At 38.1% G+C, this 22,882-nt stretch carries 23 protein-coding genes; 20 read left to right on the top strand and 3 right to left on the bottom strand.

The genetic code is table 11. The features are described 5' to 3' along the window. The first annotated feature begins 4 nt into the window (after positions 1-4). Positions 5-976, top strand: a complete 972-nt coding sequence (gene egtD / locus ACZZZI_RS21355; protein WP_424058528.1) for an L-histidine N(alpha)-methyltransferase — start codon at positions 5-7, stop codon at positions 974-976. On the opposite strand, the gene ACZZZI_RS21350 is transcribed toward egtD, so the two are convergent. Then, positions 973-2,067 (bottom strand): aminotransferase class V-fold PLP-dependent enzyme, encoded by a 1,095-nt coding sequence (locus ACZZZI_RS21350; protein ID WP_424058526.1) that lies wholly within the window; start codon positions 2,065-2,067, stop codon positions 973-975. The genes egtD and ACZZZI_RS21350 overlap by 4 nt on opposite strands. Positions 2,068-2,139: 72 nt before the next feature. On the opposite strand from ACZZZI_RS21350, the gene ACZZZI_RS21345 reads away from it, so the two are divergent. Both ACZZZI_RS21345 and ACZZZI_RS21340 read left to right on the top strand, forming a co-directional pair. Then, a complete protein-coding gene (locus ACZZZI_RS21345) occupies positions 2,140-2,613 on the top strand; it encodes a DinB family protein (protein ID WP_463491283.1) in 474 nt (157 codons plus the stop codon). 20 nt (positions 2,614-2,633) lie between these two features. Next, entirely contained in the window at positions 2,634-3,017 is a 384-nt protein-coding gene (locus ACZZZI_RS21340; protein WP_316757139.1) for a VOC family protein, read from the top strand. Between the two features lie 57 nt (positions 3,018-3,074). Here the strand turns inward: ACZZZI_RS21340 and ACZZZI_RS21335 are convergent, their stop codons facing one another. Both ACZZZI_RS21335 and ACZZZI_RS21330 read right to left on the bottom strand, forming a co-directional pair. After that, the gene (locus tag ACZZZI_RS21335) at positions 3,075-3,986 is read right to left on the bottom strand and encodes a helix-turn-helix domain-containing protein (protein ID WP_424058522.1); all 912 of its coding nucleotides are present in this window, start codon (positions 3,984-3,986) and stop codon (positions 3,075-3,077) included. A gap of 67 nt (positions 3,987-4,053) precedes the next feature. Then, positions 4,054-4,827 (bottom strand): SDR family NAD(P)-dependent oxidoreductase, encoded by a 774-nt coding sequence (locus ACZZZI_RS21330; protein WP_424058520.1) that lies wholly within the window; start codon positions 4,825-4,827, stop codon positions 4,054-4,056. 239 nt (positions 4,828-5,066) lie between these two features. On the opposite strand from ACZZZI_RS21330, the gene ACZZZI_RS21325 reads away from it, so the two are divergent. The 17 genes from ACZZZI_RS21325 to ACZZZI_RS21245 all read left to right on the top strand — a co-directional run bounded on the left by ACZZZI_RS21325 (position 5,067) and on the right by ACZZZI_RS21245 (position 22,774). Next, positions 5,067-7,364: a glycoside hydrolase family 20 protein gene (locus tag ACZZZI_RS21325; protein ID WP_463491280.1), complete on the top strand. Its 2,298-nt coding sequence runs from the start codon at positions 5,067-5,069 to the stop codon at positions 7,362-7,364. Further along, positions 7,365-8,681 (top strand): gluconate:H+ symporter, encoded by a 1,317-nt coding sequence (locus ACZZZI_RS21320; protein ID WP_424058516.1) that lies wholly within the window; start codon positions 7,365-7,367, stop codon positions 8,679-8,681. It abuts the gene before it with no gap. Positions 8,682-8,699: 18 nt separating this feature from the next. Then, a complete protein-coding gene (locus tag ACZZZI_RS21315; RefSeq protein ID WP_316757161.1) occupies positions 8,700-9,170 on the top strand; it encodes a RidA family protein in 471 nt (156 codons plus the stop codon). Between the two features lie 5 nt (positions 9,171-9,175). After that, positions 9,176-10,288 (top strand): D-TA family PLP-dependent enzyme, encoded by a 1,113-nt coding sequence (locus ACZZZI_RS21310; RefSeq protein ID WP_424058514.1) that lies wholly within the window; start codon positions 9,176-9,178, stop codon positions 10,286-10,288. A 9-nt stretch (positions 10,289-10,297) separates the two neighbouring features. Next, entirely contained in the window at positions 10,298-11,365 is a 1,068-nt protein-coding gene (locus ACZZZI_RS21305; RefSeq protein WP_424058513.1) for a dipeptidase, read from the top strand. 12 nt (positions 11,366-11,377) lie between these two features. Beyond that, positions 11,378-13,750, top strand: coding sequence for a glycoside hydrolase family 3 N-terminal domain-containing protein (locus tag ACZZZI_RS21300; protein ID WP_463491277.1), 2,373 nt, complete (start codon positions 11,378-11,380; stop codon positions 13,748-13,750). Between the two features lie 379 nt (positions 13,751-14,129). Beyond that, positions 14,130-14,879: a glucose 1-dehydrogenase gene (locus ACZZZI_RS21295; protein ID WP_424058510.1), complete on the top strand. Its 750-nt coding sequence runs from the start codon at positions 14,130-14,132 to the stop codon at positions 14,877-14,879. A gap of 70 nt (positions 14,880-14,949) precedes the next feature. Next, positions 14,950-15,531 (top strand): TetR/AcrR family transcriptional regulator, encoded by a 582-nt coding sequence (locus ACZZZI_RS21290; protein ID WP_424058508.1) that lies wholly within the window; start codon positions 14,950-14,952, stop codon positions 15,529-15,531. Positions 15,532-15,787: 256 nt separating this feature from the next. After that, positions 15,788-16,636 (top strand): NAD(P)-dependent oxidoreductase, encoded by an 849-nt coding sequence (locus ACZZZI_RS21285; RefSeq protein WP_424058506.1) that lies wholly within the window; start codon positions 15,788-15,790, stop codon positions 16,634-16,636. A gap of 180 nt (positions 16,637-16,816) precedes the next feature. Then, the gene (locus ACZZZI_RS21280; protein ID WP_316757177.1) at positions 16,817-17,062 is read left to right on the top strand and encodes a hypothetical protein; all 246 of its coding nucleotides are present in this window, start codon (positions 16,817-16,819) and stop codon (positions 17,060-17,062) included. Positions 17,063-17,346: 284 nt separating this feature from the next. Continuing rightward, positions 17,347-17,973: a class I SAM-dependent methyltransferase gene (locus tag ACZZZI_RS21275; protein ID WP_424058504.1), complete on the top strand. Its 627-nt coding sequence runs from the start codon at positions 17,347-17,349 to the stop codon at positions 17,971-17,973. 37 nt (positions 17,974-18,010) lie between these two features. Further along, positions 18,011-18,298 (top strand): hypothetical protein, encoded by a 288-nt coding sequence (locus ACZZZI_RS21270; protein ID WP_424058502.1) that lies wholly within the window; start codon positions 18,011-18,013, stop codon positions 18,296-18,298. 324 nt (positions 18,299-18,622) lie between these two features. Further along, entirely contained in the window at positions 18,623-19,222 is a 600-nt protein-coding gene (locus ACZZZI_RS21265) for a tetratricopeptide repeat protein (protein ID WP_463491273.1), read from the top strand. Beyond that, on the top strand, positions 19,222-20,523 hold the full coding sequence (locus tag ACZZZI_RS21260) for an ATP-binding protein (RefSeq protein WP_463491271.1): 1,302 nt from the start codon (positions 19,222-19,224) through the stop codon (positions 20,521-20,523). The genes ACZZZI_RS21265 and ACZZZI_RS21260 overlap by 1 nt, the downstream gene beginning before the upstream one ends. Before the next feature lie 425 nt (positions 20,524-20,948). Then, the gene (locus ACZZZI_RS21255) at positions 20,949-21,746 is read left to right on the top strand and encodes a helix-turn-helix domain-containing protein (RefSeq protein WP_424058498.1); all 798 of its coding nucleotides are present in this window, start codon (positions 20,949-20,951) and stop codon (positions 21,744-21,746) included. Positions 21,747-21,819: 73 nt separating this feature from the next. Further along, the gene (locus ACZZZI_RS21250) at positions 21,820-22,302 is read left to right on the top strand and encodes a DUF6265 family protein (RefSeq protein ID WP_424058496.1); all 483 of its coding nucleotides are present in this window, start codon (positions 21,820-21,822) and stop codon (positions 22,300-22,302) included. 289 nt (positions 22,303-22,591) lie between these two features. Next, entirely contained in the window at positions 22,592-22,774 is a 183-nt protein-coding gene (locus ACZZZI_RS21245) for a hypothetical protein (protein WP_424058494.1), read from the top strand. Positions 22,775-22,882: the final 108 nt, after the last annotated feature.

The following is a 22,882-nucleotide window of genomic DNA, read 5'->3' as shown; positions in this document are numbered from 1 at the left end:
TTTTATGATGATTTCGATCGAAAAAATAGCGATAACGAATACAGAATTTCTTCACGAAACCTTAGAAGGTTTAAATGCAGAGCCTAAGCGGATGTATTCAAAATACTTTTATGATGAAGCTGGAGACGTTATTTTTCAGCAGATTATGGATATGGAGGAATATTACCTAACCAACGCTGAAATGGAAATTATGAAGCATCAGGCAAATGAGATCGCTGATAGCGTTTCAGGGGATGATAGTGCTTTTGATTTGATTGAGCTTGGTGCAGGCGATGCCACAAAGTCAATTCATTTACTTAAGGCTTTGATTGATAAAAAACTCGACTTTAAGTATTTTCCAATTGATATTTCAGCACACGTAATTTCTGAATTGGAACTTAATTTGCCTGCAAAATTACCAGCCCTTAATTTTGAGGGTTTAAATGGCGATTACTTTAAAATGCTGAAAAAAGCAACTGAACTTTCTGACAGAAAAAAAGTGGTGTTGTTTATGGGTGCAAATATTGGCAATATGGATATTGATGAAGCGCAAACCTTTTGCGCAGGTTTGAAACATCTGTTATCGCCAAATGATATATTAATTATTGGCTTTGATTTAAAGAAAAATCCTAAAAAAATATTAGATGCTTACAGCGATAAAGCGGGTATAACACGGGCATTTAATTTAAACCTGTTAACCCGTATAAACCGCGAACTTGATGGCAACTTTGATACAAATGCCTTTGAACATTATGCAAGTTATAATCCTGAAAACGGTGCTTGCAAAAGTTACTTAATCAGTTTGCAAAATCAAAAAGTAACTATCGGTAATGCTGATTTTCATTTCGAGAAGGATGAATATATCCTGATGGAAATTTCTCAGAAATATTCAAAACAGGAAATTGAAGAACTCGCCAATGCTTCAGGATTTAAAATTGTTCAATACTTTTCAGATCAACAACATTATTTCGTGGATGCGGTTTGGAAAGTAGCTTAGCCCAAAACTTCCAGTAAATGATTTAAATCATCTTCCGTGTTATAGAAATGGAAAGAGATCCTGGTGCCTGTTCCCCTTGGCGAAACAAGAATTTTCTCCTCGTTTAATCGGTTCACCAGTTTCTGCTCGAGCGGCAAACTCATAATTGACGATTGTTCTTTTCTTTCCATCATCCAATCGGGAAGCAAGCCTTTATTATGCAGTGCAACTCTTGCTTTAGTAGTTAATTTTAGGATATTTTGCTCAATAGTTTCAAAACCGACAGTCTTAAGGTAGTTTAGTCCTTGATTTAATGTTCCCAAACTTAAACTATCTAAATGGCCAGGCTCTAAAGTTAGCGAAAGGTAATCTCGGCCACTCCAAAACGGCGCATTAGGCAAGGTTAATTCTTTCTTGCTTTGATAAATTTTGTTTTTGGCAGCATCAGACAGGAAAATGTAGCCATTTCCATAGCCACTTAAAAGCCATTTGTAGCCACTTCCTGCTAATACATCTAAACCCGATTGCTCAAAATTGAAGTTGCCCGTTCCCAGAAACTGGGTGCCATCGGCTATTAAAATTAAATCTGTAAAATTCGATTTCAGCTTCTTAATAAAATCGCTCTGCATTTTTAGTCCGCTGATGTATTGAACCATGCTGAAAGCAAAAACCGTTGGCTTAAATTGTTCAATAGCGGTTAAAATGTTTTCTTCAAGATTAACATCAATCGGAATTTCCAGGTAATCGAAACCTCTGCTGGTAACTGGATAACTTAATGACGGATAATCTTCCTGAAGCAGGAGGAATCGATGGCTCTTTTCGAGTCCATTTAAAATTGAATTGAAACCATTAGAGAAATTCGAAGTTAAAAAAGTGTTTCCACGCTTCACAGAAAAACGGGATGAAAGGTTTGTTCTGAGTTCTTCCATTATTTCCATACTGTTTGCTCTGAAAATACTTCCTTCGTTAATAAAGTTTTCATCGTGCTGTCTGCGCCAATTTGCAATTTCTGTTGATAGCAAGCCTGAGTAAGCCGTATTTAAATAAGTATAGTTTTTAAGGATGGGAAAATTTTCAGTGAAAGTCATGTCCAAATGTAAATAAATGAACATATAAATGATTTGTGTTTTGAAAAAAACCTAAGGGATAATTGTTTGTTAATAATAGACCAATTATTGCAAGAGATGGAGAACAAGGAAATATTAATAGCCGAATTAAAAAAATTACTAAACGGTGGAACAGCCCATGTGGGTTTGCAAGATGCTGTTGCCAATTTGCCATTTAATTTACTTGGCGAACGGCCGCATAAGCTTCCCTATAGTATTTGGCAACTGGTTGAGCACATTAGAATTGCCCAATGGGATATGTTTGAATTTAGCAAAGGTGGCAATCATAAATCTCCAAAATGGCCAGATGATTACTGGCCAAAAGAAACAGCACCGAAAAGCGAGGAGGAGTGGGAAAACTGCCTGAAACAGATTAATGTTGATTTGAAAGCATTTATCGAATTAATTGAATCTAAAGATTTATTCGAAAAGATACCACATGGAAGCGGACAGAATATTTTGAGGGAAGCACTGCAAATTGCCGACCATAATGCCTATCATGTTGCAGAAATAATTGTTATCCGTCGCCTACTTAATGCCTGGAAAAGTTAAAAATATCAATAATTAAAAATATGTTAAAAAACTCAAAAGCGTTTAGTTCGTTTGCAGTAAACGACATTCCAAAAGCAAAAGATTTTTATGAGCACACTTTAGGTTTAACTGTTAAAGATAATCCTATGGGTATAATAGAAATTGAAGTTTCAGGCTCATCGAATCTTATGGTTTACCCAAAGCCCAATCATACGCCTGCAACTTTTACGGTTCTTAATTTTCCTGTTGATAATATTGACGATGCCGTAGATAAATTGACCGATAAAGGCGTAGTGTTTGAACAGTACGATGAGGAACAATTAAAAACAGACGAAAAAGGCATTTCAAGAGGGAATGGTGGCCCGAGCATTGCATGGTTTAAGGATCCTTCGGGCAATATTCTTTCTGTTCTGGAGGTGAGTTAAGCGTCAATCAGGCATTCATCAGATAATTTTTACTGAAATCCTTCTGTTATTTTCAAGCTAGTTAAAGCTCGACCTAAATTCCATTGGAGAAATATTGGTTTTGCTTTTAAATAATTTACTGAAGCTTTGAGAATGTTCAAAACCCAGTTCGTAAGCAATTTCTGATACCGTTAGCTTGGTCATGGTGAGTCGTTCTTTCGCTTTACTGATCAGTTTTTCGTGGATATATTGCTGTGCATTCTGTCCGATGAGCGAACGGAGCATATCACTTAAATATCCTGGTGAAAGGTTAAGTCGTTCAGAAAGATACTGAACGGATGGAAGGCCTTGATGCAGGGCATGCTGATTGTTGAAATATTCGTCCAATATTGCTTCTGTCTTTTGCAATATATCATGGTTAACGGCTTTTCGGGTAATGAACTGGCGCTTGTAGAAACGGTTAACGTAACTTAAAAGCAGTTCTATCTGAGCAACCATTACCTCTTGTGTAAATTCATCAACCTGACCACTGAGCTCCTTTTCCATAAATCTGTAAATCGATAGTACACGTTCTTTTTCAAGATCGGATAGATGGAGTGCTTCATTGGCCGAATAAGCAAAATAACCATACTGCTTGATTTTATTTGCCAAAGGATGACCCAATAAAAAGTCGGGATGAATAAGCAGAATATAACAATAGGTTTTACTGTTATAGTCTGTGCTGCCTACCAGCTGGTTAGGCGCTAAAAATAACATGCTGCCTTCATTATAATCATAATAGTCCCGCCCGTACTTCAGTCTCCCGTTATTGTGGGTAATGAAAGTGATCTTATAAAAACTCAGAACATCATATATCGGAGCCATAGCGGTATTAAAAGGATTATCCTCATTGAAATGAATCAGGCTGATGAGCGGATGCTGCGGTTTGGGAAGGCCAAACGCTTTATGGCTTTCTGATATCGATATAAAACGTAATAATTTATCTTCCATATTTTTCATCTCTTAAAGATACTAAAACCTGCGACTGTTTCCAGACGCAGGTTTTAGCTGCCTCGTTTTACCATGGAACAATTTGGTCTGCGCCCGAAAAATTTACAGGTCCTGTAAAAACTCCATTGGGTAAATCTTCTGATAAAGCTACTCTAATAGGTTCAGCCGAGCCTTCCTCAACGGTATCTGTTCCCTGGAAATTATTGAGTGCAGTTGCAGTAAAACCAGGACTTACCAGATTCACTTTAATACTGCTGCCTTCTAATTCATTTGCCAGAGAAAGGAAAACACCATTGAGTGCTGTTTTGGATGCCCCATAAACCACATCATAGGCAGAACGGTAAGGATTTGCTGGATTGGCGTTCAGGTTAAGCGAACCAAGCGCACTCGATACGGTTACAATTCTTGCAGATGGAGCTTTTCGTAAAAGGCCTAAAAATGCTTGTGTTACGGCGAGTGTTCCAAATACGTTCGTTTCCCAAACTGTTTTCATTTCATCAATTGGAGCAATACTCGCATGCTGCGCTGCAAGAACCTCTTCCATGGTACGACCAGGTATTCCTGCAGTGGAGATGGCGGCATTATTAACCAGTAAGGATAGGTATCCCACTTCCTGCTCTATGGCTAACACGGCCGAACTTATAGATGAAGTATCGGTGATATCTAATTGAATCGCCTTGCTTTTACCACCTATCTGGATGGCGGCAGCTTCCCCTTTTTCCAGATTCCTCGCTCCGATGTAAACCGTATATCCATGTTCTGCAAGTGCCTTGGCGATCTGAAAGCCCACACCTGTATTCGCTCCCGTGACTAAGGCCACTTTATTTGAATTTTTTAGCATAATCTTTTTATTTAAATTTTATTAGTCAAAATTCTGCAAGATTGATTCGGTATTTGTAGCCAAATCCCGAATTTTTGTAGCCGAATTGAGGATGATCGTTTTGGATAGTTGTACTTAGTACTGAATTAAATTGCCTAAAGGCTCTTACGAATACAAAGCTGTTGTTGAGCAAGAAAATGTAGTTATAGAAGGAGAAAATAAAGTTTTAAGCTTACCTTAGGCTTATTATAATTGGCGTTATGATAAAAATCTCCTTGTTCAAAAAAAACTTTTGTATTAGCTATTCCATTTTTAAGTTGATAATCTTTATTGGTTTTCAGCTTTTTGTTACCAGTGTTTTTAGTCAGGATTTTAATAATTCTGGAATCATTCCAAAGCCCTCAAAAGAAACGAAAAGACAAGGTTCTTTCATCATTACACCTGCAACAAAATTTTATATTCCCGAAACACAGCATGTTAGTACCGTTTTTCTAGAACAGTACTTAAAAGATTTAGGTGGTTTCAAGCTTTCAAAAGGCAAAAAAGTAAGCAGTAATGGTATTAATTTTTTAATAGATTCTACTTTAAAAATTAAGTCTGAAGGCTATTTGCTATCCGTTTCTAATAAGACGATAGATATTAAAGCAAAAGATAAACAAGGTTTATTTTATGGTTTACAATCCTTAATTCAGTTGATTAAGAAAAACGGAAAAAACTTATCTGTTCAAGCTTATGAAATTGAAGACGAACCGCGTTTTGCTTACAGGGGAATGCATCTTGATGTTGCAAGGCACCTATTTAGTATTGCTGCAATAAAAAAGTGGCTTAATGTGCTGGCTTTTTATAAAATTAATAACTTCCATTGGCATTTAACCGATGACCAGGGTTGGAGAATAGAGATTAAGAAATATCCGTTACTGCAAACAAAATCTGCTTATCGCAAAGAAACTTTAATCGGTCATAAACGGTCAAACCCACATGCTTTTGATGGCAAGCGTTATGGTGGTTACTACACTCAAGAAGAAATAAAAGAAGTAGTGCAATACGCCTCCGAACTTAACATTACTACCATTCCTGAAATAGAAATGCCAGGCCATGCGAGAGCTGTACTAGCAGCTTATCCTAATTTGGGTTGTACAGGCGGGCCATACGAAACTGCCACTTTTTGGGGTGTGTTTGATGATGTTTTCTGTGCAGGTAATGAAGAGACTTTCCGTTTTCTCGAAGGTGTTTTAGATGAAGTTGTTACTTTATTTCCTTCAAAATATATACATATCGGCGGTGATGAATGCCCAAAAACTAGGTGGCACGATTGCCCTAAATGTCAGAAAAGAATAAAAGATGAAAAGCTTAAAGATGAACACGAATTGCAGTCTTATTTCATCGCCCGTATGGAAAAATATTTGCATACGAAGGGCAAAAAGATTATTGGTTGGGATGAAATTTTAGAAGGTGGTTTGGCACCTGATGCCACCGTGATGAGTTGGAGAGGTTTAGAAGGTGGAATTGCTGCGGCGAAACTAAAGCATGATGTAATCATGACCCCCGAAAAATTTGTATATCTGGATTATTATCAATCTTTAAACAAAAGCGAACAAACAGCTGCGGGTGGTTATTTACCGCTTAGAAGGGTTTATGAATACGAACCAATGCCCAGGGAGCTTAATTTACAGGAACAAACTTATATAAAAGGTGTGCAGGCAAATGTGTGGACAGAATATATGCCTGATGTTAAAAAAGTAGAGTACATGATTTTTCCACGTATTTTAGCCTTAGCAGAAATGGCCTGGTCGGCACCTGAGCGGAAAAATTACAATGAATTTCTTCAAAGAGTAAATTCAAGCCTTAGGTTTTTAAAGGGAATAAACTACAGTACCTCATTTTATGAAATTACTGGAAAACCTGTTGGAGGTGGGATTATCTTAGAAACTGATATGCCCGATTCGGAAATTAGATATACGACTGATGGTTCAATGCCTTCAAAATCTGCCAATAAATATACATCGGCAATAAAAATCACGAAGTCTGTTATTTTAAAAGCCAGCTTATTTAAAGGTGGAAATAAAGTAGGAAAATTATATGAACAAGAAATCGTTAGAAATTTAGCGACTGGCAAAAGTATTTCCTTGAAAAATTTGGGTACTGGTAATTACAACGTTGATCAGCAGGTTTTGGCGAATGGCATTAAAGGTTCTCCGCTTTATAATAATGGGGAATGGTTGGGGTTAAGCGGAACCGATTTTGAAGCGGTGGTTGATTTGGAAAAGATCGCTTCCATTAAGGAAATTGGCATTAATATACTGAATTATCAATGGCAGAAAATGCATCCGCCAAAAGAGCTTATTGTAGAGGTTTCTACCGATGGAGTGAATTATAAACAGATTTCTCAGCAAACGAAATTTAGCTTGGAAGGCATAAATCCAGTATTGCTTAAATTTAACCCAACTGATGCCAGATTTGTGAAAATTAAAGCCACAAATATTGGAACTATACCCAGTGGATTTTACGGTGCAGGAACAAAAGCACTACTTCTGGTAGATGAAATTATAATAAATTAAATGACAATACTAATCGTTTTCCTTTGCATTGCTTTGTTAATTGTGCTGATTTCGGTATTTAAAATCAATGCTTTTTTATCATTCTTAGCCGTTTCTTTTGTTGCAGGTTTGGCTTTAGGATTACCGCCCGCAAAAATTCCTTCCAGTATTGAAAAAGGAATGGGCGATGTATTAGGTTCGTTGGCCATCATAATTACCGCTGGTGCAATGTTGGGTAAACTGGTAGCCGAAAGTGGCGCAGCACAAAAGATTGCGCAAGTGAGCATGAATATTTTCGGTGAAAAATACATCCAATGGGCGATGGTTTTAACTGGGTTTTTAATCGGAATTCCGCTCTATTACGGAATAGGTTTCGTGCTTATGGTTCCTCTTATATTTTCTGTGGTTTACCGCTATAAGTTACCAGCGCTCTATATTGGCTTACCGATGTTAGCTGCGCTTTCTGTTACTCATGGTTTTTTACCACCTCATCCGTCACCAGCTGCTCTGGTTATTCAATTTAAGGCAGATATGGGCCTAACTTTATTATATGGTTTAGCAGTTTCAGTTCCTGCAATAATCATTGGTGGACCAATATTTTCTCGTTATTTAAAGGCAATTCCTGCAAGCCCGTTAGCTTCATTTACGCCTAAGGAAATGTCTGAAAGCGAATTGCCTGGTGGATTTAAAAGTTTCTTTACGGCATTATTACCTGTAATTTTACTAGCAGCTGCGTCATTTTTGCCAATGGTTTTGGCTTCGAACTCGCCAATGTTGCCATACATTTTATTCGCTGGAAATCCTTCTGTAGTCATGTTGATTGTCTTGATTGCGGCAACCTGGTTGCTTGGTTTATCGCAAGGAAAAAAGATGACAGAAATTATGGGCATTTATGCCGAGGCATTGAAAGATATTGCATTGATTTTATTAATTATAGCGGGCTCAGGCGCACTGAAACAAGTTTTAACAGAAAGTGGTGTGAGTAATCAAATTGCAGATTATCTCCAGAATATTAAAGCAGAACCCTTATTTTTAGCCTGGATGATTGCGGCAATTATTCGCTTTTGCGTAGGTTCGGCTACTGTTGCTGGCTTAACTACCGCTGGAATTATTGTGCCGCTTATGGAACATACACACACTAATCCAAATCTGATGGTTTTGGCTGTTGGTGCAGGGAGTTTAATGTTTTCTCATGTTAATGATGCAGGTTTCTGGATGTTTAAAGAATATTTCGGTTTAACTTTGAAGGATACATTTAAATCCTGGGCAATGATGGAATCCATCGTTGGCTTGGTAGGCTTAGGCGGCGTCTTATTTCTCAATATTTTTATCTCTTAATAATAACAAATACACAAAATGGAAAATTTAACTCCCGATGAACGATTTGAACAACTAAAGCTTAATTTACCACCCGCACCAGCTCCACTTGGCGTTTATAAACCATGTCTTGTTGATGGTAAATACCTTTATTTGAGCGGTCATGGTCCTGTTCAAGACGATAAATCACTAATCATTGGTAGAATTGGTTCTGATTTAACTCAGGAAGAAGGTAAGCTTGCTGCCTTGCAGGTTGGTTTAACCATGTTATCAACTATAAAAACAAATGTTGGCAGTCTGAACAAAATCAAACGCGTGATAAAGGTTTTGGGAATGGTTAATTGTACGCCAGAATTTGAAAAACATCCTTTTATAATTAATGGCTGCAGTGAACTTTTTGCAAAAGTTTGGGGCGAAGAAAATGGAATAGGCGTTAGAAGTGCAGTTGGTTTTGGCTCTTTACCAGATAATATCCCAGTGGAAATTGAAGCACTTTTTGAACTGGTTTAATTATTATGCAACAGCAAAACTGGTTTTTAATTCCTGATGAACAAAGTATAGAAACGCCTTCGCTGGTTTTTTATGTAGAACGTATTGAAGAAAACATCAAAACTTTAAAAGCAATGGTTGATGATGTAGAGCGATTACGTCCTCATGTAAAAACGCATAAGTGTTTAGAAATTACTGCTATTTTGATAGCTGAAGGAATTAACAAATTTAAGTGTGCAACCATTGCCGAAGCAGAAATGCTTGGGATTGCAAAGGCTAAGGATGTTTTGCTGGCTTATCAGCCTGTTGGCGAAAATATTAACAGGTTTCTAACGCTTCAGAAAACGTACAGTGAAACGGTTTTTAGTTGTTTAATTGATGATTTTGATACTGCAAAAAAGATATCTGAAAAGGCAGTTTCAGCAAATCTGGTTATTAACATTTTTATAGATTTAAATGTTGGAATGAACCGAACAGGTGTTTTACCTGATTTAGCGGCAGAATTATTTACGAATGTGATCTCTTTACCTAATCTTAACGTTAAAGGTTTACATGCTTACGATGGTCATATTCATGATTCATCTATGGATATTCGAATGCAGAAATCTGAGCCCGTTATTGCGCAGCTTTTAACACTTAAACAGTCTTGCGAAAGCATCAGTAATAATAAGCTAACCGTTATTGCTGGTGGAACACCAACGTTTCCTATATACGCTAATCAAACAGAATTTGACTGCAGTCCAGGCACTTTCGTATTGTGGGACAAAGGTTATCAGGATGCTTATCCAGAGCAAAAATTTAATACTGCTGCATTAGTGGTGAGCCGAATCGTTTCAAAACCTGCAAATGGTTTAATTTGTACCGATTTAGGCCATAAGGCTGTTGCTGCCGAAAAGGAATTAAAGAACCGTGTGTTTTTTATTAATGCGCCAGACCTCGAAGTAATCAGTCAGAGTGAAGAACATTTGGTTTTAAGAACAGAATATTCCAGTGATTTTAACATTGGCGATGTGCTCTACGGCTTGCCATATCATGTTTGTCCGACAGTTGCTCTGCACGAAAAGGCAATTTGTATTGATGCAAATAAAAATGTTCAATATTGGGATATCGTTTCCAGAAAAAGAAAAATCACCATTTAATATTTTACCATGTTTACTATAGATGCTCACCTGGATTTAAGTATGAATGCCCTCGAGTGGAATCGAGACTTAACAAAAAATGTTGGCGATATAAATAAAAGGGAAGAAGGATTAACCGATAAGCCAGATCGCTCTTTAGCAACAGTTTCTTTGCCAGAGTTAAGAAAAGGTAATATCGGATTGGTTGTGGCTACTCAAATCGCCCGTTATGTTGCGCCTGATAATCACTTACCAGGCTGGCATTCGCCAGATCAAGCCTGGGCGCAAACTCAAGGTCAGTTGGCTTGGTATAAAGCCATGGAAGATGCAGGCGAAATGTTCCAGGTAAATAATTTGGAAACGCTCGAAAATCACTTATCGAATTGGCATAATGAAAACGTAGCTAATAAGCCAATTGGTTATATTTTAAGTTTAGAAGGCGCTGATTCATTTATTACCGTTAATCACCTGGAAAAAGCCTGGTTAAATGGTTTAAGAGCTGTGGGTCCAGCACATTATGGTCCAGGGCGTTATGCCCAAGGTACAGATGCGACTGGAAAAATGACGGCAATGGGACATGAGCTATTGAAAGAAATGGAACGCCTGAACATTATCTTAGATACTACTCATTTATGCGACGATAGTTTTTGGGATGCTTTAAGTCGTTTTAACGGGCATGTCTGGGCATCGCATAATAATTGCCGAGCCTTGGTTAACCATAATCGACAATATAGCGATGAACAAATTAAAGAACTAATTAGCCGAGGTGCGGTTATTGGTGGTGCTTTAGATGCCTGGATGATGGTTCCAAATTGGAAAAGAGGGATTTCTAAACCAAAAGAAATGAACTGCGGCTTAGCAGTAATGATAAATCACATCGACCACATCTGTCAGTTGGCAGGAAATGCAAATCATGTTGGAATCGGTTCTGATTTAGATGGTGCTTTTGGAAAGGAGCAATGCCCTTATGATTTAGAAACCATTGCAGATTTACAGAAGATTCCAGATTTATTTAGGCAAAAAGGTTACACCGAAACGGATGTAGAAAACCTGATGCATGGCAATTGGTTAAGATTTTTAAGAAAAGCCTGGGCTTAATATGATCATAGAATGAAGACAATACAAAAAACAATATTTTCTCTGGCAGTAGTAATTGCTGCATTTAATACGAATATTTCCGCTCAAACTAAAAGCAACATACCGTTATATAAAAACCCTAAAGCCTCGGTTGAAAATCGGATTAAAGATTTGCTATCCCGAATGACTGTTGAAGAAAAAGTCGGCCAAATTTCTATGCCTTTAGGATGGCCAATGTACACTAAAACAGGTAATGAGGTTGAGGTTAGCGAGGCATTTAAAAAAACGTTAAAAGAAGAATATACTGGTATGTTGTGGGCGACTTTAAGAGCTGATCCATGGACAAAAAAAACACTTGCAAATGGCTTAAACCCAGAGCTGGCAGCGAAGGCAACAAATGCAATTCAAAAATATGCAATAGAAAATACACGTCTGGGCATACCTGTTTTGCTTTCTGAAGAATGCCCGCACGGACACATGGCTATCGGCACAACCGTTTTTCCAACAGCTATCGGTCAGGGAAGTACTTTTAATCCAGATTTGATTAATAAGATTGCAACCGCAATCGCTAAAGAAACCCGTTTGCAAGGCGGTCACGTTGGTTATGGACCTGTATTGGATTTAGCCAGAGAACCACGATGGTCGAGGGTGGAAGAAACTTATGGCGAAGATCATGTTTTAAATAGTAGAATGGGCGAGGCCATGGTTAAAGGTTTCCAGGGGAATAACCTTAAAAGCGGTGTAAATATCGTTGCTACGTTAAAGCATTTTGCAGCTTATGGTGCGCCAGAAGGTGGGCATAATGGTGGAAGCATTAACGTTGGTTTACGTAGTTTACATCAGTTTTATTTGCCGCCATTTAAAGCCGCTGTAAAAGCAGGTGCATTATCGGTAATGACCGCCTACAATTCTATTGATGGTATTCCATGTTCTTCGAATGAATTTTTATTAAATGATTTACTAAGGATTGAATGGGGATTTAACGGTTTTGTAGTTTCTGATTTAAATAGTATTTCGGGGTTGATGGCCAATCATCATATTGCAGCAAATTCAGCTGATGCTGCAACTTTAGCAATTAATGCGGGTTTAGATGCCGATTTAAGTGGTGTTGGCTACGGCAAAGCATTGCGTGATGCCGTTAAGGCAGGTAAAGTTTCAACCAAAACACTGGATACGGCCGTGAGTAGAGTTTTACGAATCAAGTTTAACATGGGGCTCTTCGAAAATCCTTATGTCAATGCAGAAACCGCCAAAAATAATGTTCGAACAAAAGAAAATATCGACCTTGCCCGACAAGTTGCCAGAGAATCAATTGTTCTTTTAAAGAATAATGATAATCTTTTACCGTTGAGCAAAAGTTTAAAGAATATTGCTGTTCTTGGTCCAAATGCCGATAATATTTACAATCAGCTAGGCGATTATACTGCGCCACAAACTGAAGAAAATATCGTAACCGTTTTGGAAGGTATAAAGAATAAATTATCATCAGCAACAAAAATTAATTATGTAAAAGGTTGTAGTATCAGAGATACCACTAATAGTAATATTGAAGAAGCGGTTTCTGCTGCAAAAAAGGCAGATGCAGTTGTTATTGTTTTAGGTGGCTCGAGTGCAAGAGATTTTAAGACCGAATACATTGAAACTGGAGCGGCCAAAGTTAGCGCAGCAGCATCTGGCATAAGTGATATGGAAAGCGGTGAAGGCTATGATCGGGCAACTTTAGATTTGTTGGGCGATCAACTTAAACTTTTAAAAGCCGTAGTTAAAACAGGAAAACCTGTTGTTTTAGTGCTGATCAAAGGAAGACCATTAAACTTAAACTGGGCTGAAGCAAATGTTTCGGCAATACTTGATGCCTGGTATCCAGGTCAGGAAGGTGGAAATGCCATAGCTGATGTTTTGTTTGGTGATTATAATCCAGCGGGAAGATTACCAATTTCGGTTCCTAAATCTGTTGGACAATTGCCCGTTTATTATAATTCGCGTTTCCCTGAGAAGCACGATTATATTGAAGTTGATGCAAAACCTTTGTACAGTTTTGGTTATGGTTTGAGTTATACTACATTCGATTATCAAAATTTAATAGTTGAAAATAACCCATCTAATCAATCCGTTAAGGTTAGTTTTGATTTGAAAAATTCAGGTACTAAAGATGGGGAAGAAGTGGTGCAGCTTTATCTGAAAAGTAAAACGTCATCCGTAGTTTTGCCAATGAAACAATTAAAGCAGTTTAAAAGAGTATTTTTAAAATCAGGCGAACAAAAGACTTTGACCTTTACTTTAACCAAAGATGATTTGGAAATTTATAATCAAAAAAGTAAATGGGTAGTTGAGCATGGTACCTATGAATTAATGGTTTCTGCATCATCAGATGATGTTCGTTTGAAAGGGAAAATCGATCTCTAAGCAGCTGATAATTTATGTTTTTTGCTGATGAAAGCAGTTCTGAAAAGAGCTGCTTTTTTTGTTTTAAATATTTTCCGACAGGCGATTGCGCAAAATGGATCTGAAAGTGAAATTGGTCTGTAGCGTAATAACAATTCATTTGGCAGCATGCATTCTATCTAAATCGTTTGGCTTTAATGCCTATATCGGGATTAGGTAGTCAGCTAATAATCAATCATAGTCCCAAATTTAGCGTCTTCCAAATAAAAAGGAATATCGATTAGCCAGCAAGTATTTTGTCATCCAAAACTAATAATTACTAATAACGGAACAATCGTTCCGTAATAGTGTTTATGTTTGCGGAACGATTATTCCAATAAGGGAATAAAAGAAAACAAACATGAAAAAATTAGTTAATAAAATAGCGGTAATTACAGGAGCATCTAAAGGTATTGGTGCAGGTATAGCTAAAAGTCTTGCCGCAGCAGGTGCAAGTGTAGTTGTAAATTATGCTTCGGCAAAAGCTGGTGCAGATCAGGTAGTAGAAGAAATTAACGCAGCAGGTGGGAAAGCAATCGCTATTCAGGCGAACGTATCTAGTACAACAGATTTAGCCCGTTTATTTGAAGAGACCAACACTACATTTGGCCCAGTTGATATCCTGGTAAACAATGCAGGCGTATATCAATTTGGTGCAATCGAAGACATTACAGCAGAAGATTTTCACCGTCAGTTCGATACCAACGTACTTGGTTTATTGTTGAGTACACAAGGTGCATTAAAGCATTTCAATGCAGCAGGTGGCAGCATCATTAATATCGGTTCGGCAGTAACCGCCATCACGCCAGTGGCGAGTTCAATTTATACGGCTACCAAAGGTGCAGTTGATTCGATTACCCATGTATTGGCCAAAGAACTTGGTTCTAAAAATATTCGTGTAAACTCCATCAATCCTGGTATGGTAGAAACTGAAGGCACGCATACTGCAGGTTTTATTGGCAGCGATTTTCAGAAAGAAGCCATCGCATCTACACCTTTGGGTCGTGGCGGTAATCCAGACGATATTGCGGATATCGCCGTATTTCTTGCCTCCGAAGATTCGCGCTGGTTAACTGGCGAAATCCTTATTGCAAGTGGTGGCGTAAGGTAATGCCTTTCGTTTTACGAGAATTAATTTAAAATGAATAGCTTTGCTTTATTAAGCAAGGCTATTTCTGGTTATGGCAAGAACGAAAGATTTTGATGAGAATGAGGTGCTGGCCAAGGCAATTCAACTTTTTTGGCACAAAGGCTATAATGCTACTTCTATGCAGGATTTGGTAGATGCTTTGGGCATTAGTCGTTCTAGTTTATACGATACCTATACGGATAAACATACGCTATTTATAAAGGCTTTGGAAAGCTACCAGCTTGCTGGAAATGAAAAAATCAACGAAATTGTAGATCAATCTGTTTCTGCAAAACAAACGGTAATTAAGCTAATGGAAATGGCCACCAACGAACTGGTTGGAGATAAACAGCAGAAAGGCTGCTTTATGGTAAATGCTGAAGTTGAGGTTGCACCGCACGACCAGGAAGTTGGTAAACTGGTTTGCCAAAACGAACAACAAATGGAAACTGCTTTTTTTCAGGTAATTAAAAAAGGCCAGCAAAGCGGTGAAATTAAAAATACCCAGGATGCATTGGTACTCGCGAAGTTTGTCTTCAATGCCGTAAAAGGAATGCAGGTTACGGCAAAATCCAGTCCCGACGCTATCAGTTTTGGAAATATTATCAGGCTAACAGTAGCCATACTCGATTAATCCTTATAATTATTAAAAAATTCTTAAACAGCTTTGTTGAACTGATTTGCAGGCTTGCTGTATTTTTCAAATTTAAACTGAAGTAGATTATACTGGCAATAGCAGATGAAGTATTGATTTGGTTATAAGCTGCACTATTTAAATAAGTCCGCTTTTCTTATTACCTATGCCAATTTTGTTTTTTCAAATACGTGACCAATATGTTTGCTGAAATTATTCGCCGTTCCTTACCTTTATCAAATCAATAAAAAAATCTATGAAAGCATTTTTAGGAACAGGCCTCTTAGGGTCTAATTTTGTAAAAGCCATGCTCAAGCGAGGCGAAACGGTTCAGGTGTGGAATAGAACAGCCTCGAAAGCAAAAGCGCTTGAAGCAACAGGTGCAAAAGCATTTGATCTGGTCGCAGATGCGGTAAAGGGTGCAACTATTATTCACCTTACTCTGAAAGATGATGCGACAGTAAATGAGGTGCTGGAATCTGCCAGCAGTGGCTTTTCTCCAGGCGCCATCCTAATCGATCATACGACCACATCTGCTGAAGGCGCCATTGAAAGAACCAATTACTGGAAAGAAAAGGGTTTTACATATTTGCACGCACCTGTTTTTATGGGGCCTCCAAATGCACTGGAAAGTACTGGGAATATGCTGGTATCTGGCGATCAGGAATTGATTGCACAGGTTACTCCTGAACTTGAAAAAATGACTGGCAAACTTATTAACCTGGGACCCGAAACGGGCAAAGCTGCAGGAATAAAATTAATTGGTAATCTGTTTTTGATTTCGCTTACCGCAGGACTTTCAGATGTGCTCGCACTGGCCAAAGGACTTGGAATTGATTCGGCCGATGTGGCTTCACTTTTCAGTAACTGGAATCCAGGTGCAGGCGTGCCAGCCAGGTTCGATAAGATTAGGGCTGGAGATTTTAGCAAGCCTTCATGGGAACTGGACATGGCAAGAAAAGATGCAGGGCTGATGATAGAAGCTGCAAAAGTAAATGGCGTTAACCTGACGGTTTTACCAGCTGTTGCTGCGCAAATGGATAAATATATAAACGAAGGTCACGGAAGCGATGACTGGAGCATAATTGCAAAAGATAATCTGTAAACAAGAAAATATTATCAGCGCAAGCCAGCCTTGCGCTGATGTATTGCGTTGATAATTTAGTTATCAAAAGCGAGCCATAAAAGAGATAAAAAGCAGAGCTAAATGGTTTAAATGTTTGCGACGAACCATTAAATATTATATTTGCAGGCTTTTTAAAGCCCTAACCATTTTAACGCCTCCATGTTCAGTAATCCTAAAACCAATACCCGAATAATTGTGTTCAAAAACCGCACAATTGTTGTAAGTCGCTTGGAAACCAATCACAAACAATTTCGAATTTATATAGATGGTTCAGATCATGGTGTTTTGGAACTTACCGAAAATGGATGGACACATACACCTGGATTTACCTTGCCTATGGGCGTATTCACGCTGCTTACAAAAAGAATGGAAATTGGCGAATGGAAAGATGAACAGGTGAAGTAAATTTTATGAACGCTTTCTTAGTTGTTGCCTGCTCCAGCAAGATACAGCGTCGGGCAAGATCTTCCAACAGGCGAATACAAAAGCTGATATTCAGCATTATGTTAAGCTAAAATTTTTAATATTTTGCACCTCACTTAAAATACCAACCATGATTCATGCTGCATTTGCCGAAGCAGAATTTTAAAGCTTTATCTCTTAATCCTGAGTCTCTAATATATTTGAAAATCAATTGTTTTTTTTACCACTATTAAACGCTTTCATTTTTTTTATCTTTGGCCTTAATAATGAGTACAACACATCAAATTCAGGAAAGCTTCGGAAACATCGATATATACCTTTTTGACCAGCTGCTTAAAGGCACTTATGCAGACTGCCATACCATTCTAGATGCAGGCTGCGGTACGGGAAGAAACCTGTTCCATTTCTTAAAAAACAATTACGTAGTTTATGGCGTCGACAGTAGCCAGGAGGCGATTAGCCAGGTTCAGTCAATCGCTGGCGAATTTTCCAGACTAAATCCAATAGAAAACTTTTCTGTAGCACCAGTAGAAAACATGCCTTTTGCAGCTGAAAAGTTTGATCTCGTGATCAGCAGTGCTGTATTGCATTTTGCTGAAAACCTCGAACATTTTGAAGCCATGCTCAATGAAATGTGGCGTGTGCTAAAACCTGGCGGGTATCTCTTCTGCCGTCTGGCTTCCGATATAGGCATTGAATCTGCCGTACATTTTATTGGGAATGGCAGATACATCTTACCCGACGAATCCGAACGTTTTCTGGTTAATCAGGAAATGCTTCTGCGGATGACCAAAAAGCTTAACGGAACGCTTCACGAGCCCATTAAAACAACAAATGTTCAAAACATGCGCAGCATGACGACCTGGTGTGTAAGAAAACAGGCAAGGGACTAACAGTTAAAACATTTACCTAAAGCATCCACAATAAAAAATGGACAGCATCACACCATATGAACTTGCCCAGGTGGCCGAGAAACTGGAAAAGCTCCTGAAGAACTTTAATATCACACTCAAGGTTGGTTTGCCCAATGTTATTGCACTAACCCTGCCAGAAGACATTATTTTTCGGGATGAAAAGGCTATGCGGGACTTCGCTAAGCAATCGCTGAACGCTGCTGGCATACACCTATACGCTCAGCTGGAAATGGTTTTTATTAATGCCAATCAAAACCTCACCAGTATTATTTTGCAAGGTACACCTAGGGATTATATTAACTAAATTTTATTTAAAGTTTCTGACTGGCCTGTAAACTATTCCATCAGCTGTTTCATATGGTCTCTACTTTTCTCTGCTGTTAATTCTATTATTAATTATCAAAAAAAACGCTCTTGATAATTAAAAATTTATTTATCTTACATTTATTAGAGGATGTGCTACCTTTCTAACTAATCCCTATCCAAAGTTTTATGCATGTGGAATATTAAGAGATTAATATGTGGTTTTTTCTGCCTTTACGCTGCAATATTATTGTCGGCTTGCAAAAAAAATGCCGTTCACGAGCCTACAAAAATATCCGACACGGTATTCCAAATCCGTGGGAATATGAGCAAAATGTACGAGCAAGGGCAGCAAGACTCCGCTATTCAATACCTCGATAAAGCGACTTCGAAACTTCAGCTGACTGCGGTAGAACGATGGAGTTTGTTAAACACCAAAACAGCTTATTTCTTAAAGTACAAAAAAAGACCAGATAGTGCGTTAAAGTATGCCGATAGCTTAATTAAGGTTGTAACTAACAAACCCGATTTACTTAATCAATATATTTCTGCCTTATTTGTGCGAGGAGATGTGTTGATGGAATCAGGATTATATGATGATGCCTATGTGCGGGCTGGTAAGATTGCAAAATCATCCTCAAAATGTTATTTACTTTCTTCAAAGCTCGCGATGCTGCGTTACAGACAGGGTTCCTACAGGCAGTCGATACCCTATTTCAAAAAGGGTTTCCAAGAAATATTGGTTTGTATTGATACCACTCGTTTCGAACAGGCTTTTGTTTTACCCCAATCATTACTCAATACGTTAGGGCTTTGTTTTGAGAAATTGAATCAACCTGATAGTGCCATATTTTATTATCAGAAAGCCATACGCTTTATTGAGGAACGGGAAAAATGTTTCCCAAGCGAAAGCAGTTTGCACTGATGGCAAAGGGGGTCATTTATGGCAATATGGCTACCGTGTTAATTCAAAAGGGCGAATTCCAGCAGGCTGAACAATTTTTGTTAAAATCGATTTATATCAATAGTAAAAAAGATTTTGAAATTGGCGATGCGCAAACTGCTAAAATTAAGCTGATTATGCTCTATAACAATAGTGGGCAAAATAGTAAAGCTGCACAGTTAATCAAAGAGATGGAAGAGGCGAGCCCCTCGGTTAAAAATCAAATGTCTTCAGAATCTATCCTGAAATTTCATTACGCAAAGTGGAAATATTATGAGCGTATAAAAAATATCCCTAAGGCTTACTCCAATTTAGAAAGATATTATTTTTTAAAAGATTCGACTGAAACCGCTAGTAAAAATGATGAATATGTAGATATTGAACATGGGTTGAGAGATGCCGATAAAGCGCAACTGATCGAGTTGCTTAAAAAAGATGCCCAATCTAAAAGGTTGTTAATAACCGGGGCTGGCATTGTGATTATACTGATTTTTACGATTTTATTCATGGTGCTTAGAAACTTAAAACGTTCAAGAACAAATATCAATAAGTTAAGTGTCTCAAAAAAACTCATCCAAAATCAGTACGAACAACTTACGCAGGTATTCAAAGTTCTGGAAAAAAGCCATAAGGAAAATGCGGTAATCATGAAAGTGGTAGCGCACGATTTAAGAGGGCCTGTTTCGGGAATGACTAATGCGGCTGAACTAATGCTCTCGGAAGAGGGTTTATCAGAAAGTAATCATCAGATGTTAAACTTGGTTAAGGAAGCGGGAGCAAATGCGCTATCATTAATTAATGAGATGTTACATACACACCATGCTTTAGGTGAAACTGAGCCAACGGATCTCTATACTGTATTAAACGATTGCATCAATCTCCTGCAATTTAAGGTAAAAGCAAAGTCGCAAAACATCGTTGTAGCCGCCGATCATATCATTGTATCGGTAAATAAAGATAAAATCGCACGGGTAATCAACAACTTAATCACCAACGCCATTAAGTTTAGTTCAGTTAACAGCACTATTTCAATCGCTGCAGTTAAGGAAGAACAAGAAGTGGTGGTCAGTATTGCCGATCAGGGAGTGGGGATACCAGCACACATGGGAAATAGTATTTTTGAGATGTTTTCCGAAAATGGAAGGGTAGGTACAGCTTCAGAAGAATCTTTTGGGATGGGATTAGCCATTTCAAAACAAATCATCGAAAATCATAAGGGGCGAATCTGGTACACCTCCACGGTAGGTTTAGGCACTACATTTTATTTTTCTTTGCCGTTATAAATCGCACGATTTACAGTTCTAAGTAATAAATTTCAGATATCTGAATGGTAAATAATAGATTGATATTTTTATGATCCCGTTTCTTTAATTTATTGATTGTGCTTAAAAAAAATGTGGATATCATACGTTAATTGATGCTCACATTAATAGATTTTGAGCCTCACTGTATATATGGATTTTCAATATCGCCAACTAATCCGACACCATTAATCAGATGTTGTCGGTCTATTTCTTTTAAGCTATAACCGTACAAGTCCGATTTCGGTGAGAAAATTATTTATCGTGCAGTCTATCGCAAACTTTCGCGTAATAAGTTTCTTGGAGATCAATTAGAAAATCTCTATACTAGCACTGCAACGGCCTAATAACTTGAAATTTGCTGCCTTTGGGAATTTTCGATAGATTTTTTTATAAACGTTTTTAACATGAAATTTACCAGAATATCGCCCCATGAAGAACTTTCAGAATTAATCGAGTGTTACTGGATGATGCAGGACGATGATGATACTCCGAAGGTAGAGAAGATCATTCCCGATGGATTTACAGAGTTAATTTTTAATTATGGCGGCCTGTACCGCATCAAGCTTAATGGGGCATGGCAGCTTCAGACTGCAAACTTGCTAGCTGGTCAGATCAACAGCTACTTTTATCTGGAAAATATGGGCACAACCGCTTCGTTTGCTATTAAAATGAAACCTGCCGCAATGACTCAGCTTTTTGGCCTCAATATGGAAGAATTTGTAGACCAGGTCTTGGATCTTAATACAGTTGCTCATCCACGGCTGGCTGAACTCCATAGCATGTTATTTCCATTTAAAGACGAACAAGACTTAACTCGTCGGCTGGATAAACATTTTCTGTTACTCCGGCAATCTGCAGGTGCAAACCCGTTGGCAAGTGAATTAAAACATATTTTTGAATCCAATGGTTCCATAACAATCGCCGAACTTTGTCGGTTGGAAGGAAAAAACGAGCGACAGCTCCAACGGCTTTTTAAAAGGTATATAGGACTTTCTCCTAAATACTATGCCCGTATCATCCGTTTTAACTATATCTTTCAATTGTTAAAGGAAAAGAAAATGAGCTGGATGGAGCTGGTATTCAGATCTGGTTATTACGATCAGTCTCATTTTATACGTGATTTTAAGCGTTTTACTGGAGAAGACCCATCATCCTATTGTTTTGAAGATTCCAATATGGCCAACTTCTTTCTGAATAAATAGCAACATGTAGCTTTGTCGGCTTTGTACAATACATCAGGAATATCTATGCGTATTTTGCAATAAAAACATGAAAATGAAAGGTAATCTATTTGTGGTTTGTACCCTGTTTATGATGGTGTCAAGCCAATTGGCCTATAGTCAGTCTAAGGTCGCGAAAGAATTTGAAAAACTCGAATGGCTGGTAGGTAAGTGGGAACGAACGAATTCCAAACCAGGACAATCAGGCTATGAGGAATGGGCGAAAGTTACGCCCACCAAAATTACTGGAAAAGGAGTAACCCTAAAAGGAAAGGAGATTGTTTTTCTCGAGGAGCTGGAAATCAATATTCAGGGAGACAAAATCTTCTATAATGTTAAAATTTCTGGAGAGCCTGAACCAGTTTCATTTAAGTTCACGAGCATAAGTAATAAAGATTTTGTCTGCGAAAATGCCGCACACGATTTCCCAAAAAAAATTACCTATCAAAAAAAAGGAAAGAATGTGACTGCCATTGTATCGGGCAACGGTCAATTGCTTCTGTATGAGTTTTCTCCATCCATTCGGCGAATTAACTAGTTTGATGCTTTTATATCCATTAATAATTGCCTGTAATCCCTTAAGACTTGAAGTAGTAAAAAATCCTTTCAAGCTAAAACGGCTGAAATGAAAATCGACTTTTAGTAACTCCCTCACATTCGTGAGGTTTATCCGACCAGGCCAAGGACATGGCTTTCAGGATCGAACACCGAGTGTGAGCCCAAACCACTGCTCTCGAAATATCCATCAGTCGTTCTCCAACGTAAAAAGTTTTATAATTATCTAAACCTTATTTCAGTTTCCAATGTTTTTAAATAAAAAGATGAACATGAATAATAACATTGAACCCAAAGGCAAGGATGCTGAAGACAGCAAAGGCCAGTCGAACACAAGTCCAAATGACGAAAAACAGGTAGATGCCAATGAGGTACAACGTGGCCTTACAGGCGAAACGGATGATGAAGAAGATGTTGGTGGGGATTTAGCAGGTAATGCGAGCGGAAATGAATAACCCAGCACTTCTTAGTTCCCCATTTCTTACCAAGCCGTGGCCTGGTAGCTAATTTAAACGTATTAATTATTTATATAAAAGCTCAAGCGGAAAGCGAGTATGTAGGCA

Source organism: Pedobacter sp. AC190, from assembly GCF_979258025.1.
Note: the sequence above shows the minus strand (reverse complement) of the source record. Positions and strands in the feature narration are given on the sequence as shown.

Coding starts and splice junctions, on each gene's coding strand:
- ACZZZI_RS21345 (WP_463491283.1), top strand. CDS start 2,140: ATGGAGAACAAGGAAATATTAATAGCCGAATTAAAAAAATTACTAAAC.
- egtD (WP_424058528.1), top strand. CDS start 5: ATGATGATTTCGATCGAAAAAATAGCGATAACGAATACAGAATTTCTT.
- ACZZZI_RS21330 (WP_424058520.1), bottom strand. CDS start 4,827: ATGCTAAAAAATTCAAATAAAGTGGCCTTAGTCACGGGAGCGAATACA.
- ACZZZI_RS21300 (WP_463491277.1), top strand. CDS start 11,378: ATGAAGACAATACAAAAAACAATATTTTCTCTGGCAGTAGTAATTGCT.
- ACZZZI_RS21285 (WP_424058506.1), top strand. CDS start 15,788: ATGAAAGCATTTTTAGGAACAGGCCTCTTAGGGTCTAATTTTGTAAAA.
- ACZZZI_RS21255 (WP_424058498.1), top strand. CDS start 20,949: ATGAAATTTACCAGAATATCGCCCCATGAAGAACTTTCAGAATTAATC.
- ACZZZI_RS21275 (WP_424058504.1), top strand. CDS start 17,347: ATGAGTACAACACATCAAATTCAGGAAAGCTTCGGAAACATCGATATA.
- ACZZZI_RS21315 (WP_316757161.1), top strand. CDS start 8,700: ATGGAAAATTTAACTCCCGATGAACGATTTGAACAACTAAAGCTTAAT.
- ACZZZI_RS21340 (WP_316757139.1), top strand. CDS start 2,634: ATGTTAAAAAACTCAAAAGCGTTTAGTTCGTTTGCAGTAAACGACATT.
- ACZZZI_RS21270 (WP_424058502.1), top strand. CDS start 18,011: ATGGACAGCATCACACCATATGAACTTGCCCAGGTGGCCGAGAAACTG.
- ACZZZI_RS21335 (WP_424058522.1), bottom strand. CDS start 3,986: ATGGAAGATAAATTATTACGTTTTATATCGATATCAGAAAGCCATAAA.
- ACZZZI_RS21290 (WP_424058508.1), top strand. CDS start 14,950: ATGGCAAGAACGAAAGATTTTGATGAGAATGAGGTGCTGGCCAAGGCA.
- ACZZZI_RS21280 (WP_316757177.1), top strand. CDS start 16,817: ATGTTCAGTAATCCTAAAACCAATACCCGAATAATTGTGTTCAAAAAC.
- ACZZZI_RS21250 (WP_424058496.1), top strand. CDS start 21,820: ATGAAAGGTAATCTATTTGTGGTTTGTACCCTGTTTATGATGGTGTCA.
- ACZZZI_RS21350 (WP_424058526.1), bottom strand. CDS start 2,067: ATGTTCATTTATTTACATTTGGACATGACTTTCACTGAAAATTTTCCC.
- ACZZZI_RS21305 (WP_424058513.1), top strand. CDS start 10,298: ATGTTTACTATAGATGCTCACCTGGATTTAAGTATGAATGCCCTCGAG.
- ACZZZI_RS21295 (WP_424058510.1), top strand. CDS start 14,130: ATGAAAAAATTAGTTAATAAAATAGCGGTAATTACAGGAGCATCTAAA.
- ACZZZI_RS21325 (WP_463491280.1), top strand. CDS start 5,067: ATGATAAAAATCTCCTTGTTCAAAAAAAACTTTTGTATTAGCTATTCC.
- ACZZZI_RS21320 (WP_424058516.1), top strand. CDS start 7,365: ATGACAATACTAATCGTTTTCCTTTGCATTGCTTTGTTAATTGTGCTG.
- ACZZZI_RS21245 (WP_424058494.1), top strand. CDS start 22,592: ATGAATAATAACATTGAACCCAAAGGCAAGGATGCTGAAGACAGCAAA.
- ACZZZI_RS21260 (WP_463491271.1), top strand. CDS start 19,222: ATGGCAAAGGGGGTCATTTATGGCAATATGGCTACCGTGTTAATTCAA.
- ACZZZI_RS21265 (WP_463491273.1), top strand. CDS start 18,623: ATGAGCAAAATGTACGAGCAAGGGCAGCAAGACTCCGCTATTCAATAC.
- ACZZZI_RS21310 (WP_424058514.1), top strand. CDS start 9,176: ATGCAACAGCAAAACTGGTTTTTAATTCCTGATGAACAAAGTATAGAA.